This window comes from Brevundimonas sp. NPDC058933 (genome assembly GCF_049315965.1).
Taxonomy (GTDB): Bacteria; Pseudomonadota; Alphaproteobacteria; order Caulobacterales; family Caulobacteraceae; genus Brevundimonas.
This window is the reverse complement of the sequence record NZ_JBMOSL010000011.1, coordinates 1-15133: the sequence shown is the minus strand read 5'-3', so window position 1 is coordinate 15133 and position 15133 is coordinate 1. Positions and strand designations below refer to the sequence as shown.

At 68.4% G+C, this 15133-nt stretch carries 14 protein-coding genes and 1 pseudogene; 10 read left to right on the top strand and 5 right to left on the bottom strand.

Annotated elements, in window-relative coordinates:
• The first annotated feature begins 16 nt into the window (after positions 1–16).
• From ACOZBP_RS14725 to lpxK, 4 genes are read left to right on the top strand one after another with little or no spacing between them, the layout of a single operon-like run.
• Positions 17–1882, top strand: a complete 1866-nt coding sequence (locus ACOZBP_RS14725; RefSeq protein ID WP_422677072.1) for an ABC transporter ATP-binding protein — start codon at positions 17–19, stop codon at positions 1880–1882.
• Positions 1879–2565 carry a lysophospholipid acyltransferase family protein gene (locus ACOZBP_RS14720; protein WP_422677071.1) on the top strand — a complete coding sequence of 229 codons (687 nt, stop codon included), beginning with the start codon at positions 1879–1881 and terminating at the stop codon, positions 2563–2565. Before ACOZBP_RS14725 ends, ACOZBP_RS14720 begins: the two co-directional genes overlap by 4 nt.
• 3 nt (positions 2566–2568) lie before the next feature.
• A complete protein-coding gene (locus ACOZBP_RS14715; protein WP_422677070.1) occupies positions 2569–3870 on the top strand; it encodes a 3-deoxy-D-manno-octulosonic acid transferase in 1302 nt (433 codons plus the stop codon).
• Complete coding sequence (lpxK, locus tag ACOZBP_RS14710) at positions 3867–4883, top strand: tetraacyldisaccharide 4'-kinase (protein ID WP_422677069.1); 1017 nt, start codon at positions 3867–3869, stop codon at positions 4881–4883. The genes ACOZBP_RS14715 and lpxK overlap by 4 nt, the downstream gene beginning before the upstream one ends.
• Here lpxK and ACOZBP_RS14705 read toward each other — a convergent pair.
• A complete protein-coding gene (locus tag ACOZBP_RS14705; protein WP_422677068.1) occupies positions 4874–6190 on the bottom strand; it encodes an amidohydrolase family protein in 1317 nt (438 codons plus the stop codon). The two genes, lpxK and ACOZBP_RS14705, sit on opposite strands and share 10 nt — an antisense overlap.
• Before the next feature lie 127 nt (positions 6191–6317).
• On the opposite strand from ACOZBP_RS14705, the gene ACOZBP_RS14700 reads away from it, so the two are divergent.
• Entirely contained in the window at positions 6318–7016 is a 699-nt protein-coding gene (locus tag ACOZBP_RS14700) for a murein L,D-transpeptidase catalytic domain-containing protein (RefSeq protein WP_422677067.1), read from the top strand.
• A 37-nt stretch (positions 7017–7053) separates the two neighbouring features.
• Here the strand turns inward: ACOZBP_RS14700 and purD are convergent, their stop codons facing one another.
• Together purD and ACOZBP_RS14690 are read right to left on the bottom strand one after the other, a co-directional pair.
• The gene (purD, locus tag ACOZBP_RS14695; protein ID WP_422677066.1) at positions 7054–8331 is read right to left on the bottom strand and encodes a phosphoribosylamine--glycine ligase; all 1278 of its coding nucleotides are present in this window, start codon (positions 8329–8331) and stop codon (positions 7054–7056) included.
• A gap of 48 nt (positions 8332–8379) precedes the next feature.
• Positions 8380–8817 carry a hypothetical protein gene (locus tag ACOZBP_RS14690; RefSeq protein ID WP_422677065.1) on the bottom strand — a complete coding sequence of 146 codons (438 nt, stop codon included), beginning with the start codon at positions 8815–8817 and terminating at the stop codon, positions 8380–8382.
• A gap of 245 nt (positions 8818–9062) precedes the next feature.
• Between ACOZBP_RS14690 and xseA the strand changes: the two genes are divergently transcribed.
• The 3 genes from xseA to ACOZBP_RS14675 all read left to right on the top strand — a co-directional run bounded on the left by xseA (position 9063) and on the right by ACOZBP_RS14675 (position 11416).
• Positions 9063–10544, top strand: coding sequence for an exodeoxyribonuclease VII large subunit (xseA, locus tag ACOZBP_RS14685; protein ID WP_422677064.1), 1482 nt, complete (start codon positions 9063–9065; stop codon positions 10542–10544).
• A gap of 98 nt (positions 10545–10642) precedes the next feature.
• Positions 10643–10855: a DUF2093 domain-containing protein gene (locus ACOZBP_RS14680; RefSeq protein WP_422677063.1), complete on the top strand. Its 213-nt coding sequence runs from the start codon at positions 10643–10645 to the stop codon at positions 10853–10855.
• A 63-nt stretch (positions 10856–10918) separates the two neighbouring features.
• Positions 10919–11416, top strand: a complete 498-nt coding sequence (locus ACOZBP_RS14675) for a response regulator (protein WP_422677062.1) — start codon at positions 10919–10921, stop codon at positions 11414–11416.
• On the opposite strand, the gene ACOZBP_RS14670 is transcribed toward ACOZBP_RS14675, so the two are convergent.
• Together ACOZBP_RS14670 and ACOZBP_RS14665 are read right to left on the bottom strand one after the other, a co-directional pair.
• Positions 11413–12345, bottom strand: coding sequence for a lysophospholipid acyltransferase family protein (locus ACOZBP_RS14670; RefSeq protein ID WP_422677061.1), 933 nt, complete (start codon positions 12343–12345; stop codon positions 11413–11415). The two genes, ACOZBP_RS14675 and ACOZBP_RS14670, sit on opposite strands and share 4 nt — an antisense overlap.
• Positions 12335–13105, bottom strand: a complete 771-nt coding sequence (locus ACOZBP_RS14665) for an SDR family NAD(P)-dependent oxidoreductase (RefSeq protein WP_422677060.1) — start codon at positions 13103–13105, stop codon at positions 12335–12337. The genes ACOZBP_RS14670 and ACOZBP_RS14665 overlap by 11 nt, the downstream gene beginning before the upstream one ends.
• 111 nt (positions 13106–13216) lie before the next feature.
• On the opposite strand from ACOZBP_RS14665, the gene ACOZBP_RS14660 reads away from it, so the two are divergent.
• Together ACOZBP_RS14660 and ACOZBP_RS14655 are read left to right on the top strand one after the other, a co-directional pair.
• On the top strand, positions 13217–14485 hold the full coding sequence (locus ACOZBP_RS14660; protein WP_422677059.1) for an EAL domain-containing protein: 1269 nt from the start codon (positions 13217–13219) through the stop codon (positions 14483–14485).
• A 180-nt stretch (positions 14486–14665) separates the two neighbouring features.
• Positions 14666–14848 (top strand): annotated as a pseudogene (locus ACOZBP_RS14655) (2OG-Fe(II) oxygenase); the annotation flags it as partial.
• Positions 14849–15133: the final 285 nt, after the last annotated feature.

Below are 15133 nucleotides of genomic sequence, written 5' to 3'. Positions count from 1 at the left end.
GTTCGACCGAGAAGCAATGACCGTTCCCGCGCCCGCTTCTGACTCCCGCGAACCTCTGCGGCCGCTTCTGGGCCGGATCTGGCGCGACTACCTGTCCCGGCACAAGCCGGCCTTCTTCGCCTCCATGTTGTGCGCTGCCGTTTCGGGCGGACTGACGGCTCTGCTGCTTAAATTCCTCGAGCCGGCGATCGACCTGCTGTTTACGAAACACGAGGGACCGGTTCGGGTGTGGGGACTGGTCACCATCCCGCAGGACAGGGTGCTGATCCTCATTCCGCTGTTCATCATCTTGGTGGCGGTGGTGCGCTCGCTGGCCATGGCGGCGCAGGCGGCGCTGGTAAACCGGCTGGGCCACGGCATTGTCGGCGACATCCAGAAGCAGCTCTTCTCGGGCATGATCCGGGCCGACCTGTCGCGACTGCGCAGCCAGCACTCCGGCAGTTTCGTCTCGTCCGTCCTGTTCGACGCCAACCTGGTGCGCGAGGCCTTCACCTCGGGCGTGGTCAACTACACCCAGAACGCCCTGATGCTGCTGGGCGTCATCATCGCCATGAGCTTCATCGACCTGCCGCTGACGCTGATCGTCCTCTTGGGCGTGCCGGTGGTCAGCTGGATCATCCGCCGCTTCGGCAAGAAGTCGCGCAAGGCCGCACGCGGAGCCATGGTCGAGACCGAAGCCCTGTCCAGCGCCCTGATGGAGAACCTGGACGGCGTCCGCGTCATCAAGATCGAGAACCGCGAGGCGGCCGAGGAAGCCCGCGTCGGCGAGGTCATCGCCCGTCGCCAACGCCACATCATCAAGGGCTCCGACAGCCGGGCCTTCGCAGGCCCGGCCAGCGACATCGTCGCCTACGCCATCGTCGCCGCCGTCATGGCCTACGCGGGATGGAGCGCCAGCCAGGGACAGATGACGGTCGGCGCCTTCGCCTCCTTCATCGGCATGCTGCTGCTGGCCGGTCAGGCCCTGCGTCAGGTCACCAACCTGACCACCGTCCTCAGCGAAGGCCTGACGGCGTCCCGCCGCCTGTTCACCGCCCTGGACATCGAACCGGAGATCCGCGAGGCGACCGAGGCGGTCGAATTGGCGACCGGTCCCGTCACCGTGGCTCTAGACCACGTGTCGTTTGCCTATCACGCCAGCGACGACGGCGCCGCGCCGACCCTGTCGGACGTCAGCCTGCACGTCGCGCCGGGCGAGACCATCGCCCTGGTCGGTCCGTCAGGCGGCGGCAAGTCCACCATCCTGTCGCTGTTGCCGCGCTTCTATGACGTCACCGCCGGGGCCGTGACCGTCAACGGCCGTGACATCCGCGAACTGAAGCTGCAGTCCTTGCGCGATCACATCGCCCTGGTGACGCAGGAGCCCTTCCTGTTCGACGACACCATCGCCGCCAACATCGCCTATGGCCGCAAGGGCGCCACCGCCGAACAGATCATCGAGGCCGCCCGCTTCGCCGCCGCCCATGACTTCATCACCGCCCTGCCGGAAGGCTACGCCAGCCGCGTCGGAGAGGCGGGGATGCGGCTGTCCGGCGGCCAACGCCAGCGCATCGCCATCGCCCGCGCCTTCCTGAAAGACGCCCCCATCCTGTTGCTGGACGAGGCCACCAGCGCGCTGGACACCGAGAGCGAGGCCCTGGTCCAGGCGGCGCTGGAGCGGCTGATGCACGGCCGCGCCACCCTGATGATCGCCCACCGCCTATCGACGGTTCAGAACGCCGACCGCATCTATGTCATCGAGGCAGGGCGTGTAGTCGAACAGGGAACCCACGCCAGCCTGGTCAAGAAGGGCGGCCTCTACGCCCGGCTGGCGCGGCAGCAGTCGCTGGACGGCCCTGCGCCTGTCGTGGCCTCGCCCCTGCCCGACGAGACCGGCGCATGAGGCCGCTGCGCAATCCCGTGATCCAGACCTCCATGGCCTGGATTTTGTCGGAGTGGATGCGGTTCTGCTACGCCACCATCCGGTGGGAACATGAGAACCAGCAGGTCGCCGAAGAGGTCTGGGCCGAGGGCGGCGGCGTCCTGTGCGCCTTCTGGCACGCACGGCTGGCCTTGGCGCCGGCCTGCTGGCCGATGAAACGGGCGCAAGCGATCAAGGGTCTGGTCTCGCTCAGCCCCGATGGCGAGTTCTTCGCCAAGGCCGTGGGTCGTCTGGGCATCCCCGCCGTGCGCGGGTCCTCCAGCAACAAGGATAAGGCCAAGCAGGCCAAGGGCGGCACCCAGGCCCTGCGCGACGGCCTGAAGCAACTGAAGGTCGGCGGTCTGGCCGTCACCCCCGACGGCCCGCGCGGACCGGCCCGCCAGATGGCCGAGGGCCTGCCCCTGATGGCCAAGCTGTCGGGCGCGCCCGTCCTGTTCATCGGCGTTTCCTGCAAGCCGGCGATCCGGCTGAACAGCTGGGACCGGGCCGTCCTGCCGCTTCCCTTTGGCAAGGGCGCCGTAGTCTGGGACAAGGCCTGTTATCCCGAAGGCGCCGCGATGGCCGAGGTCGCCGCCGACTGGACCGAACGCCTGACCGCCGTCGAGGCCCGCGCCGATGCGATCACCGGGCTGGAGCGGATCTAGGCCGTGATCTTCAGCCCCGCCCTGATCGCCTATCGCCTGCTGACCCGTCTGATCGAGCCCTTGGCCCCGCGCCTGCTCGACGCCCGCGTCAAGCAGGGCAAGGAAGACCCCCAGCGCGTCGACGAGCGCCTCGGCCTGGCCGGTGCAGCGCGCCCCGCCGGGCCGCTGATCTGGCTCCACGGCGTCAGCGTCGGCGAGGCCCTGTCCATCCTGCCGCTGGCCGAGCGCATCAGGAAGGACCGCCCCGACGTGACGGTTCTGGTCACCACCGGCACGCTGACCTCGGCCCAGGTTCTGGCCAAACGCCTGCCGCCCGGCGTCATCCACCAGTTCGCGCCGGTGGACGGCCCCTCCGCCGTCGCCGCCTTCCTCGACCACTGGCGGCCCACCGTCGGGGTCTTTGTCGAGAGCGAGTTGTGGCCCAACCTGCTGATGGCGGCGAAGAAGCGCGGCGTCGCCCTGGCCCTGGTCAGCGCCCGCATCACCGACAAGACCGCTGAGGGCTGGAAAAAGGCCCCCGGCATGGCCCGCGCCCTGATGGCCTGCTTCGCCCACGTCTGGCCGCAGGATCAGGCCAGCGCCGACCGGCTGACGGCCTTGGGCGCCCGCGTCGACGGTCAGGTGAACCTGAAGCTGTCGGGCGAGCCCCTGCCCTATGACCAGGGCGAGTTCGGCCGTCTGTCGGCTCTGATCGACGACCGCCCCGTCGTCGTCGCCGCCAGCACCCATGAGCATGAGGAAATGGCCGTCGTCGGGGCGCTGGATCATCTGGCCGACCGCCTGTTCCTGATCGTCGTGCCGCGCCACCCGGATCGCGCCGACGAGATCGCGCGGTCGCTGGCCCAGGACGGCTACAGCTTCGCCCGGCGCAGCCAGCGTCAGCCGATCACCGACGACACCGACATCTATCTGGCCGACACCCTGGGGGAGCTGGGCCTGTTCATGCGGCTGGCCGATGTGGTGGTCATGGGCGGGTCGTTTGCGCCCGCGCTGGGGGGCGGAGCCGTGGGCGGGCACAATCCGCTGGAGCCGGCCCGTCTGGGCAAGCCGGTCGTCACCGGCCCCGACGCCAGCAATTGGGCGGCCGTGACCCGGATGCTGAAACAGTCCGGCGGGCTGGTTTCCGTCCTGTCGCCGTCCGAACTGCCCGCCGTCGTCGGCGCCCTGCTGGCCGATGCCGATGCGGCGCGCGACATGGGCGAGCGCGGGCGCCGCGCCGCCGCCGAGGCCGCCGCCGGACTGGACCGGCTGTGGCTCGCGCTTCAGGCCCATCTGCCCGCCGCCCCCTCGCGAGGCCGTCGATGAAGCTGAACACGCCCCGCTGGTGGTACAGCCGAGACCGTCACCATGCGCCGGTGGCGCGGACGCTGCTCAAGCCCGCGTCCTGGATCTGGGCCCGCGTCACCGCCCGCCGCATCGCCCGCGCCACGCCGGTCGATCCCGGCGCGCCGGTCATCTCCATCGGTAATCTGACTGTGGGCGGCTCGGGCAAGACGCCCATCGCGCGCGAGGTGCTGCGCCTGCTGCACACGCAAGGAATCAAGGCCGCCGCCCTGTCGCGCGGCTATGGCGGGACGCTGGAGGGGCCGGTAGAGGTCGATCTGGCCGTCCACACCGCCGCCGAGGTGGGCGACGAGCCGCTGATGCTGGCCGCCGACGCCCCCGCCTGGATCGCCCGCGACCGCGTGGCCGGGGCGCGCGCCGCCGTGGCTGGGGGCGCCGAGGCCCTGGTGCTGGACGACGCCCATCAGAACCCGGCGTTGAGCAAGACCCTCAGCCTGGTCGTCGTGGACGGAGAGACACGCGGCGACGAATGGCCCTTCGGCGACGGCTCGGTGTTTCCGTCAGGTCCGATGCGCGAGCCGCTGAAGGCCGGGCTGGCGCGCGCCGATGCGATCGTCATCCTGCTGCCCGCCGACCTGGCCGAAGCCGATCCCGAACTGGTCGAAGCCTTTGGGGATCTGCCCGTCTTCATCGCTCGCTTGGAGCCCGCCGCCGCCCCGCCGTCCGGCCCCCAGGTCGGCTTCGCCGGCATCGCCAAGCCGTGGAAGGTCGAGCGCTCGCTGATCGCCGCCGGCTGCGACCTGAAGGACTTCGTCCCCTTCCCCGACCACGCGGCCCTGTCCGAGCGTGATTTCGCCCTGCTATCGGACCGCGCGGCTCTGTTCGAGGCGGGGCTGGTCACGACGGAGAAGGACTGGGTGCGTCTGCCGCCGGAATGGCGCGACCGGATCGTATCCTGGCCGGTGGTTGCGCGACTGGAGCAGGAAGCGGCTTTCGCCGGCTTCCTGCTGGATCGGCTGAACCGTCAATCCTGACGGAAGACCTGACCGCTCTTCATCACGAAGCGCACGCGTTCCAGTTCGGTGACGTCACTGAGCGGATCGCCCGAGACCGCGATCAGGTCGGCCGGCATGCCCGGCGCCAGACGTCCGGCCTCGTTCGAGATCTTCAGGTGCTCGGCGGCGCCGACGGTGGCGGACTGGATGGCCTCCAGCGGAGTCAGGCCCGCGCGGACCAGAAGCGCGAACTCCTGGGCGTTGTCGCCGTGGGCCGAGACGCCGGTGTCGGTGCCGAAGGCGATGCGGACGCCGCCCGCGTGTGCACGCCGCGCCATGTCCAACATCTTGGGCCCGGCCTCCAGCGCCTTGGCCGTCTGGGCCGGGGTGAAGAAGTTGTCGGGGCTGGCGGCGATGCGGGCCACATAGTCGCCGGCCATCAGGGTCGGGACCAGCCAGGCGTTGTGCGTCTTGAACAGGCGCATGGACTCGTCATCCAGATAGGTGCCGTGTTCGATGGAATCGCCGCCCGCCTTGAGGAAGGCGTTGATGCCGTCGACGCCGTGGGCGTGGGCCGTGACCTGACGCCCCATCCGGTGGGCCGAGGCGACGATGGCGGCCAGTTCGTCCTCGCTGAACTGCTGGGCCAGGCCGGCGGCGGTATTGGACAGGACGCCGCCAGTGGCGGTGATCTTGATGATGTCGGCGCCGCTGCGGACCTGAAGCCGGACGGCTCGCATGCAGTCCTCGACGCCCGAGCAGACGCTTTCCGGCGACATCAGATGCAGGATGTCCTCGCGATAGCCGTTGGCGTCGCCGTGGCCGCCGTGGACCGATACGGCCGAGCCTGAGGCGATGATGCGCGGTCCCGGCACGTCGCCGCGCCGCACGGCGTCGCGCAGGGCGAAAATCGACTCGTTGCTGGCGCCCAGATCGGCGACCGTGGTGAAGCCGGCGTTCAGGGTGCGGCGCGCATAGCGGGCGCCGACCATGGCCTGGGCCGCGTTCGACTGGGTCACCTCGTCCATGCGCGAGGTCGGGCTCTGCTGGCCGGTCAGGTGGACGTGACTGTCGATCAGGCCGGGCAGGACGAAGGCGCTGCGCAAATCGACGACATTTCCATCGCCTACGAAGCCGTCGCGGATTTCGACGACCTGGTTCCCTCTGATCACGAGAGTTTTATCTCGAAGCACCTGACCGCTGGCCGGGTCGGCCAGAAGCCGCCCCACTTGGACGAACGTGGTCGGCTGTTCCGCCGAAACCGCAGCGACCGCAGGGGCTTGCTGCGCATGGGCGGAGGTCGCCGCCAGTGTGGCTGCGGCCACAATCAGAGCCAGTTTCTTCATCGGTCCCTCCCAGAACACCAGCGTACACCTTAGACGCTCGTCCGCTTTCGCCAAGGCTCAGGTTGCTTCGTTAAGGGCCTTCGTGAAACAAGCCGTCACAGTTGTTTAATCGTGCGAGGGGCGTCGCATGCGGCTTTCCAGACGTGGCTTGATCTTGGGCGGTTCGGCCCTGTTGGCGGGATGTTCCTCCGCCGCCTCTACCGTTCAGCTCGCCGGCGCTGCGCCTGCCAGCCTTCCTGTCGCCCCGGTCCCGACCGTGACGCCGCAACCTGTTGCCGTGGCGCGAGCGACCGGCCAGGTCATCGATCCGCACGGGGTCGTCCGCAAGGATCTGATGGAGCGCGCCCGCGCTGCGCTCGACACGCACGGACACAAGATCTCGAAGCGCGACCGGATGTATCTGGTCGATTTCCAGAAGTTCTCGGGCGAGGATCGCCTCTACGAAGTCGATCTGGAGGGCGGCTGGGTCACCGCCTATCGGACCAGTCACGGACGCGGCTCCGACCCCGCGCATTCGGGGTTCGCCCAACGGTTCTCGAACCAGATGGACAGCCACATGTCGTCGATCGGCGCCTACGCCACGGCAGGCGCCAGCTGGGGCTCGCAGCAAGGTCCGAACGTGCTGCTGGACGGGCTGGAGTATTCCAACGACCGGGCGCGCGAGCGGGCCATCATCATCCACGGGGCCGACTACGCCGACCCGGCCTTCCTGGCCCGCGAAGGCAAGCTGGGTCGGTCCTACGGTTGCTTCTCGGTGTCCCACGCCGACCTGGTTCCGCTGCGCGAGCGCATGGGCGACGGCCGCCTGCTGTTCGCCATGACCTGATCGGCCGACTGGAGCCTGCCGGCGATGTCGGAGGCGCCTAACGCGGCTCCAGCGCCCGCCAGCCGATGTCGGTGCGGTGGAACCCGCCGGGCCAGTCGATCCTGGCGATGGCCTCGTAGGCCCGCGTCCGCGCCTCGGCGATGTCCGCGCCATAGGCGCAAACGTTCAGGACCCGGCCGCCGGCTGCGACCAGCGTCCCGTCGTCACGCTCTTTCGTCCCCGCGTGGAAGACCTGGACATGGGGGCCGAAGTCCTGATCGGCGCCCCGAATGACGGAGCCCTCCAGCGGGCTGTCGGGATAACCCTTTGCCGCCAGAACCACACAGATGACCACGCCGTCCTTGAACCGGGGGGCCGGCGCCTTGGTCAGGTCGCCGCGCGCGCAGGCCAGCAGCAGGGGCAGGATGTCGCCGTCAAAACGCATCATCAGCACCTGGCATTCCGGGTCGCCGAAGCGGGCGTTGAACTCGACCACCTTGGGGCCTTCATTCGTCGCCATCAGCCCGGCGTAGAGGACGCCGCGATAGGGCGCGCCCTCGGCGGCCATCATGCGGATGGTCGGCTGCACCACTCGCCCGTCGGCCTGCTGCACCAGTTCGGGGGTGAAGACCGGCGCCGGGGAATAGGCGCCCATGCCGCCCGTATTCGGTCCCATGTCGCCGTCGAAGGCGCGCTTGTGGTCCTGGGCTCCTCCGAACAGGACGGCGCGCTGGCCGTCGCACAGGGCGAACAGCGAGCCCTCCTCGCCGTCCATGAATTCTTCGATCACCACGCGCGATCCGGCCGAGCCGAACCGGCCACCCAGCATCCGCTCGATCTCGGCCTCGGCGTCGGCCTTGTCGGGACTGATGGCCACGCCCTTGCCCGCGGCCAGGCCGTCGGCCTTGATGACATAGGGAGCGGAATAGTTGTTCAGCGCCGCCTTGGCCTCGGCCACGTCCTCATAGACGCCATAGCCTGCCGTCGGGATGTTGTGCCGTTGCAGGAAGGCCTTGGAGAAGGCCTTGGAGGTTTCCAACTGGGCCGCCTTGGCGGTGGGGCCGAAGCAGGGGATGCCCGCCGCGTTCAGCCGGTCGGCCAGGCCTTCGGCCAGCGCCGATTCCGGACCGACGACGACCAGGTCCGCCTTCATCTCGCGCGCCAGGGCGGCCAGGCCCTCGGCGTCGGTGACTTTTAGCTCAGGCCGCAGCTCGGCGTGCCTGGCCATGCCGGGATTGCCCGGCGCGACGACGAGCCGCTTGACCAGCGGCGACTGGGCGATCTTCCAGGCCAGGGCGTGTTCGCGCCCCCCCGATCCGACGAGCAGAATGTTCATGCTCGCGAAATGACCGGCTCAGCCTCCGTGGTCAAGCGGAAGACAGGGTTACTGCGTCGGCGGCGTCCAGCGCGGCAGGGCCGCAAGCTGCTGGGCTGTCAGATCCGTGGTCAGATCCTTGTCGGCCCCGTTGTTGCGCGCCAGACCGCGAACCTGATCGACCGGAACCTGAACCTTCACATCCCCCGGCCCTTCCAGTTCGATAACCACATGGGTCAGTTTGCCGGAGGCGTCGAGCACCAGGCTTTCGACATCACCGAGATCGGTGTTGGCGGCCGAAAGAAGGTCGGCGTCCTCCAGTTGCTGGCGCGACATGCCGAAAGCCAGGGCGGCGTCGGCCGTCGCTGCCTCGGCGCGGGTCTCGGTCACCTCGGCAGGCTGTGCGCCAGGCGCGGGCGCCTGCACCACGTCGTCGGTGCGGTTGTCGCCACAGGCGGCCAGCATAAGGACGGCGACGGAGGCGGCGGTCAGGGCATAGACTTTCATCAGGCTTCCTTGGTTTTCAAAACAGGGCTGAGACGACGTAGATCGCCGCGCCAAGCAACAGGATGACGCCGATCACCAGCCAGGGGCTGACCGACGGCGCATTGCTTCGCCGGGACAACTGCTGCTCTCGCGGCGCGCGGTCTGCGGGATCGGTTCCTGGCGGATCGGCGGGGTCCATCAACCATGGTAACGGACGACGCCTTCTGGCCGTTCCCGCCTGCGACAACCCGGGCTAAGGTGCCCTCATGAACTCCGACGACGACTATGCTTTCGAGGGCCCCGCCGAGGCGCCCGCCGCCACGCGCGACAATAATCCGCCCCTGTCGATCTCGGAGCTCAGCTTCGCGCTGAAGCGCACGCTGGAGGACCGCTTCGGCCACGTCCGTCTGCGCGGCGAAATCTCCAAGGTGAACCGCCACGCCTCGGGCCACGTCTATCTGACGCTGAAGGACGACAAGGCGGCCATCGACGGCGTTATCTGGAAGGGCGTGGTCAAGGGCCTGGGCGCCCAGCCGGAAAGCGGTCTGGAAGTCATCGTCACCGGCAAGATCACCTCCTATCCGGCCCGGTCGTCGTATCAGATCGTCATTGAAAGCATGGAGCCCGCCGGCGCCGGCGCCCTGCTGGCCCAGTTGGAACGGCTGAAGGCGCGTCTGCGCGACGAGGGCCTGTTCGAACCCGGCCGCAAGAAGCCCCTGCCGACCTTCCCCGCGACCATCGGCGTCATCACCAGCCCGACGGGCGCGGTGATCCGCGACATTCTGCACCGCATCGCCGAGCGCTGGCCCTGCCGCGTCATCGTCTGGCCGGTGGTGGTTCAGGGCGACGCCGCCTGCGGCCAGGTGGCGAACGCCATTCGCGGCTTTGACGCCATGACGCCTGACGGGCCCATCCCCCGCCCCGACCTGCTGATCGTCGCGCGCGGCGGCGGCTCGGTCGAGGACCTGTGGTGCTTCAACGACGAGGGCTTGGCGCGCACCGTGGCCGAGGCTCGCATCCCCATCATCTCGGCCGTGGGGCACGAGACCGACACCACCCTGATCGACTTCGTCTCCGACCGCCGCGCGCCCACCCCGACCGGCGCGGCCGAGATCGCCACCCCGGTCCTGGCCGACCTGCGCTGGGCCTTGACCGATCTGGAGGGCCGTCTGGGGCGCGCCGGATCGCGCCTGCTGGAGGACCGCCGCACCCGCCTGCGCTCCGTCGCCCGCGGCCTGCCCGCCCGGCCTGAAGACCTGCTGGCCCTGCCGCAGCAGCGGCTGGATCACGCGGCCAGTCGTCTAGGGTCCGGCCTGCACCGCAACGTCGCCGTGCATGAGCGCCAGTTGGCCGTCATCGGCGGGCGTCTGTCCAAGAGCCTGCTGGACCGCGCCATCGAGCGGCGCGGCGACCGGCTGGCCGCCTATGCCGACCGCTTCGCCCCGGCGATGAAGCGGCGGCTGGATCGCGACGAGACGCGGCTGGCCGCCCTGTCGCGGGCGCTGGCCACCCTCGACCCCAAGCGGCCCAAGCCCGGCTTCGCCCGGATCGAGGATGAGGCGGGGGCCATGATCGCCTCCGCCGCCGGCCTGTCGGCCGGCCAGGCCGTACGCGTCATCTTCAACGACGGTTCGAAAGGCGCGACCATCGATGGGGAGGGCGCCGCGCCGCGCGCCGTCATCCCGCCTCCGCCCAAGATCGCCCCCCGACCAAGGCCGCCCGAAGCAGACCAGGGCGACCTGTTCTAGCGACCTGAAGCAACCTCTGCCGTCACCGCTTGGCCTTCTTTGAGATGACAGCGATTCGCCCCTCGTCTCGCGCGACGAGCCATGTCATTCATCGCTGCATGACGACGCCCGCTTCGCTTCCCGTTTCGCCCTCGCCCGCCACCCTGCACTATGGCGATGGCGAGTTCGCCGTTCTGCGCCCCGGCGCCTATGTCACATGCGCGGTCAGCGGCGTGTCCATTCCGCTGGCTGCGCTGCGCTACTGGTCCGTCGATCGCCAGGAGGCCTACGCGAGTTCGCTGGAGTTCATGGCCGCAGTCCGCGACGCCTGACGTTAACAGTCCCTCCTGCCCCCGGCGCGCTTTCGCCGCCTGCCAGATCGCGTCGTGTTCTCCATGTCCGCCTTGCAATCGCTCGACATCCTCTTGGCTGACGACAACCCCAATATGCGGGCCATCGTCTCGGCCATGCTCAAATCCGTAGGCGTGGGGCGAGTGCGCGAAGTGGACGACGGCGCCGCGGCGCTTGAGGCGCTGAAAGCGCGACCAGCGGACATGGCCATCGTCGATTTCCGGATGCTGCCGGTGGACGGCGTGACCTTCACCCAGCTGATCCGCAACGCCGAGGACAGCCCCAATCCCTATCTGCCCATCATCATGATGACCGGCCATTCGGAAAAGCGGCGCGTCACCGAGGCGCGTGACGCCGGGGTCACCGAATTCGTGACAAAGCCTGTCAACGCGCATGCGCTTCTTTCGCGCATCGAATCCGTGATCATGCGACCGCGCGCCTTTGTCCGATGTGGCGACTATTTCGGACCGGACCGGCGTCGCACCCAGCCTGACAACTACGCCGGGCCGTTCCGACGCAGCGACGATTCGGTGATCGACTAGGCTTCTGTGGCCCTGATGGCGTCATAGACCTTGGGCGGCCAGCGTTTGTGGACCCAGAACCAGTCCACGGGGTGTTCCCTCACCCGCTCCTCGACGAAGCGGTTGACGGCTTGAATGCCAGCCAGAACATCAGCGGCCTTGTCGCCGGTGTCAGGCACGGCGATCGGCTCGTGCGCCGTGACGCGAAAGCGGACGCCCGGCAGGCGCGTTACGGACAGCGGCTGCATCACCGTGCCGAACTTCAGCGCCAGTCGCGCCGCGCCGGGCGAAGCGTTGACCGGCTGGCCGAAGAACTCGACCTCTGGTCCCTGGCTGTATTTCTGATCGACCAGCAAGGCGATGGACTCCCCGCGCTTCATCCCGGCCATCAGCTCGCGCGTGCCGTCGCCCTTGGGCGCAAACAGCTTGATGCCGTAACGCTCGCGGCTCTGGCGGATCAGGGCGTCGACGTAGGGGTTGTTGGCCGCGCGATAGGTCACCTGGCACGGCACCCCCGCCGCCATGATGACCGCCGCCATGACCTCGAAATTGGCCAGATGGCCCGAGACCAGAACCACGGGTTTGCCCGCGTCGCGGACGGCGTGCAGCCGCTCCAGCCCGACTACGTCGATGCGACCGCTTTCGGGCGTCAGGCGATCCATGACCGCCAGTTCGGCGAAGGTGCGCCCCGTCTGCTCCCACTGATCGACGGCCAACCGGTCGCGCTCGACGGGATCCATGTCGGGGAAGGCGATGCGCAGGTTGCGCGTCACGGTCTTGTGCGTGCCGGTCAGCGGGCCGAGCCAGCGCAGCAGCTTGCCGCCGAAACCGGAGGCGCCTTCGACGCCCAAGGCTCGCAGCACCGCGAACAGCGCCGAGAACGCGAAGGCCTCCAGCCGCCAGTTCAGGTCTTGGAAAAACCCGACCTTGTTTTCGTCTTCACCAGGCAATCGTCAGTCCGCCGTCCACGACCAGGGTCTGTCCGGTCACATAGGCCGAGGCAGGGCTGCACAGATAGACCGCCGTGCCGGCGATTTCATCCGGCTGGCCGATCCTTTTCAGCGGCGCAGGGTCCGTCACCGTCTTCAGCAGCTCCGGGTTCTCCCACAGGTATTTGGCGAAATCGGTCTGGACCAGACCGGGTGCGATGCAGTTGACGCGCACGTTCGACGGCCCGAACTCCACCGCCAGGTTGCGCACCAGCTGCATGTCGGCGGCCTTGGAAATGTTGTAGGCGCCGATCAAAGCGTTGCCGCGCAAGCCGCCGATGGAAGAGATCACCAGGATGGCTCCGTCCTTGCGCGCCAGCATCTGCGGCGCGACCATCTGGATCAGCCAGTGGTTGGAGATGACGTTGTTCTGGAGAATCTTCTCGAACTGGTCGTCGGCGATGCCCGCCATCGGTCCGGCATAGGGGTTGGTCGCCGCGTTGCAGACCAGGATGTCGATCTGGCCGAACGCGCTGTTCGTCTCGTCCGTCAGACGTTGCAGGTCTTCCTTGGAGGCGATGTTGGCGGGGATGGCGATGGCGCGGCCCGCGCCGTGTTTTTCATTGATGGCTGCGGCGACCTCGTCGCAGGGCCCGGCCTTGCGCGACGAGATGACCACGCGGGCGCCGTGCTCCGCCAGGCGCTCGGCGATCGCCTTGCCAATGCCCTTGGATGAGCCGGTGATGACAGCGACCTTGCCGCTCAGATCGAACAATTCCACGCCTTAACCTCCCATTTGGTCGGATTTCTGTGTTCCAACCCTAGCCGTTACCTCTAGTTACCCTGATACTTGGCCGATTCCATACGGGAAAGGCGGCTCAACACCGGTCCCATGCGCAAGATTACGGGCGGATTTCTGTTCTTCGGCTACCTGTTCCTGTCCCTGACGATCGGGGCGGCGATCTGGCGCGCCGGTATGGGCGCGGGGGCGGGCGCAGCGGGTGTCCTGGGCGCCCTGGGCGTTCTGGTCGGGCTCCACGCCGCCGTGGCGGGGGTTCTGGACCGCCGCGCCCTGCGCAAGGAGATCGCCAAGGTCCGCGAGGCGCACCGCCTGCTGGCCGATGCGATGGAGTCGACCCAAGGCGCCCTGACCGAACTGGCCGAGGCCATCGAGAGCGGCGCCCTTTCGCGCACCGACGCCCTGACCGGCGAGGTGCGGATGCTGGAGGGTCTGGTCCAGCAGATGAGCGAGTCGATCGACGAGCGTCTGGCGACCTCGCCGATCACCGCCGACACCTATGAGGGCCGCCGTCAGGTCCAGTCCAACACCCTGCTGAAGACCGTCCACGACGCCCTGACGGAAAACCGCATCGACCTCTATCTGCAGCCGGTCGTCACCCTGCCCCAGCGCCGGACCGTCTTCTACGAGAGCTTCACCCGCCTGCGTGATCCGTCCAACCGGGTCATGATGCCCGCCGAATACCTGTCGGTGGCCGAGGGTGAGGGCCTGCTGCCCGCCATCGACAACCTGCTGCTGTTCCGCTGCGCCCAGATCGTGCGCCGTCTGGCGCGTCAGGACCGCAAGGTCGGCGTCTTCTGCAACGTGTCGCTGGCCTCGCTGGGCGACGAGACCTTCTTCCCCCAGTTCCTCGACTTCCTCAGCCAGAACCGCGACCTGAAGGACGCCTTGATCTTCGAACTGGGTCAGGCGACCTTTGACGCGCGCGGCGCCGCCGAGGCCCGAAACATGGCCAAGCTGGCGGACCTGGGCTTCCGCTTCTCCATCGACAAGGTGCAGACGCTGGATCTGGACTTCGCCGACCTGCAACGCTCGGACGTGCGCTTCATCAAGGTGGCCGCCGACCTGCTGATCGAGCAACTGCTGGACCTGGACGGCGCCGCCCCCCTGCCGACCCAGCCCGACATCCAGGCCGCCGACTTCGCGCCCCTGACGCGCCGTTACGGTCTGGAGTTGATCGCCGAGAAGGTCGAGAGCGAGAAGCAGGTGGTCGACATCCTCGAACTCGACATCGGCATGGGCCAGGGCCACCTGTTCGGCGAGCCCCGCGCCATCAAGGAAGCTGTCCTGGCCGAGACGGACCCGCCCGCCGAATTCGTCCGCACCACGCTGAAGTCGGCCGAGCAGCGCCGCCGGTTCTAAGGCGCTCCTTTCCTACCCACTCGTGGGGGGACCGCGAAGCGGTGGAGGCGGCGACGCCGCCCTGCCCTATTCCCCTCTCCCTACATCAAGCGTCTCGCCGCCCCCTCCGTCACGGACGCATTGCGTCCGCGCCACCTCCCCATGAAATGGGGAGGAAAGAAGGGCCGGAAGCCGCCAGACCGCTCCCAGTCACAGGCCCATGTCGTGCCGCTGAAACAGGGCGAGGCGGTGATCTTCGCCGTGCGTGAGCGCCCAGTAGCGGGGGCGCGCGGCGACTATCGCGTGCAGATGCGCCACGGGGTCAGCAAGGTGCGGGCAGGCCGGCGGATGGCGCTGGGGCTGATCTTTCATGATGCGACCTAACCCCGCTCATCCCCGCGGAGGCGGGGACCCAGTGAGAGCCTCACGCGGTTCCGCTTGAAATCCTGCCATGACTCAAGGCGCGTCGCTTGCAGCCAAAGCACTGGGTCCCCGCCTCCGCGGGGATGAGCGGGTATTGGATGTCTTGCGCAAGAAAAAGGCCCCTCCGCCGGAGCGGAGGGGCCTGATCCCTTAGGACGAATCGACATTCACCGCATCCAGATCATTGACGCGGCGATGTGGACGAAGGCGAGGTAGTGGCGTGCCAGCCTGTCGAACCGGGTGGCG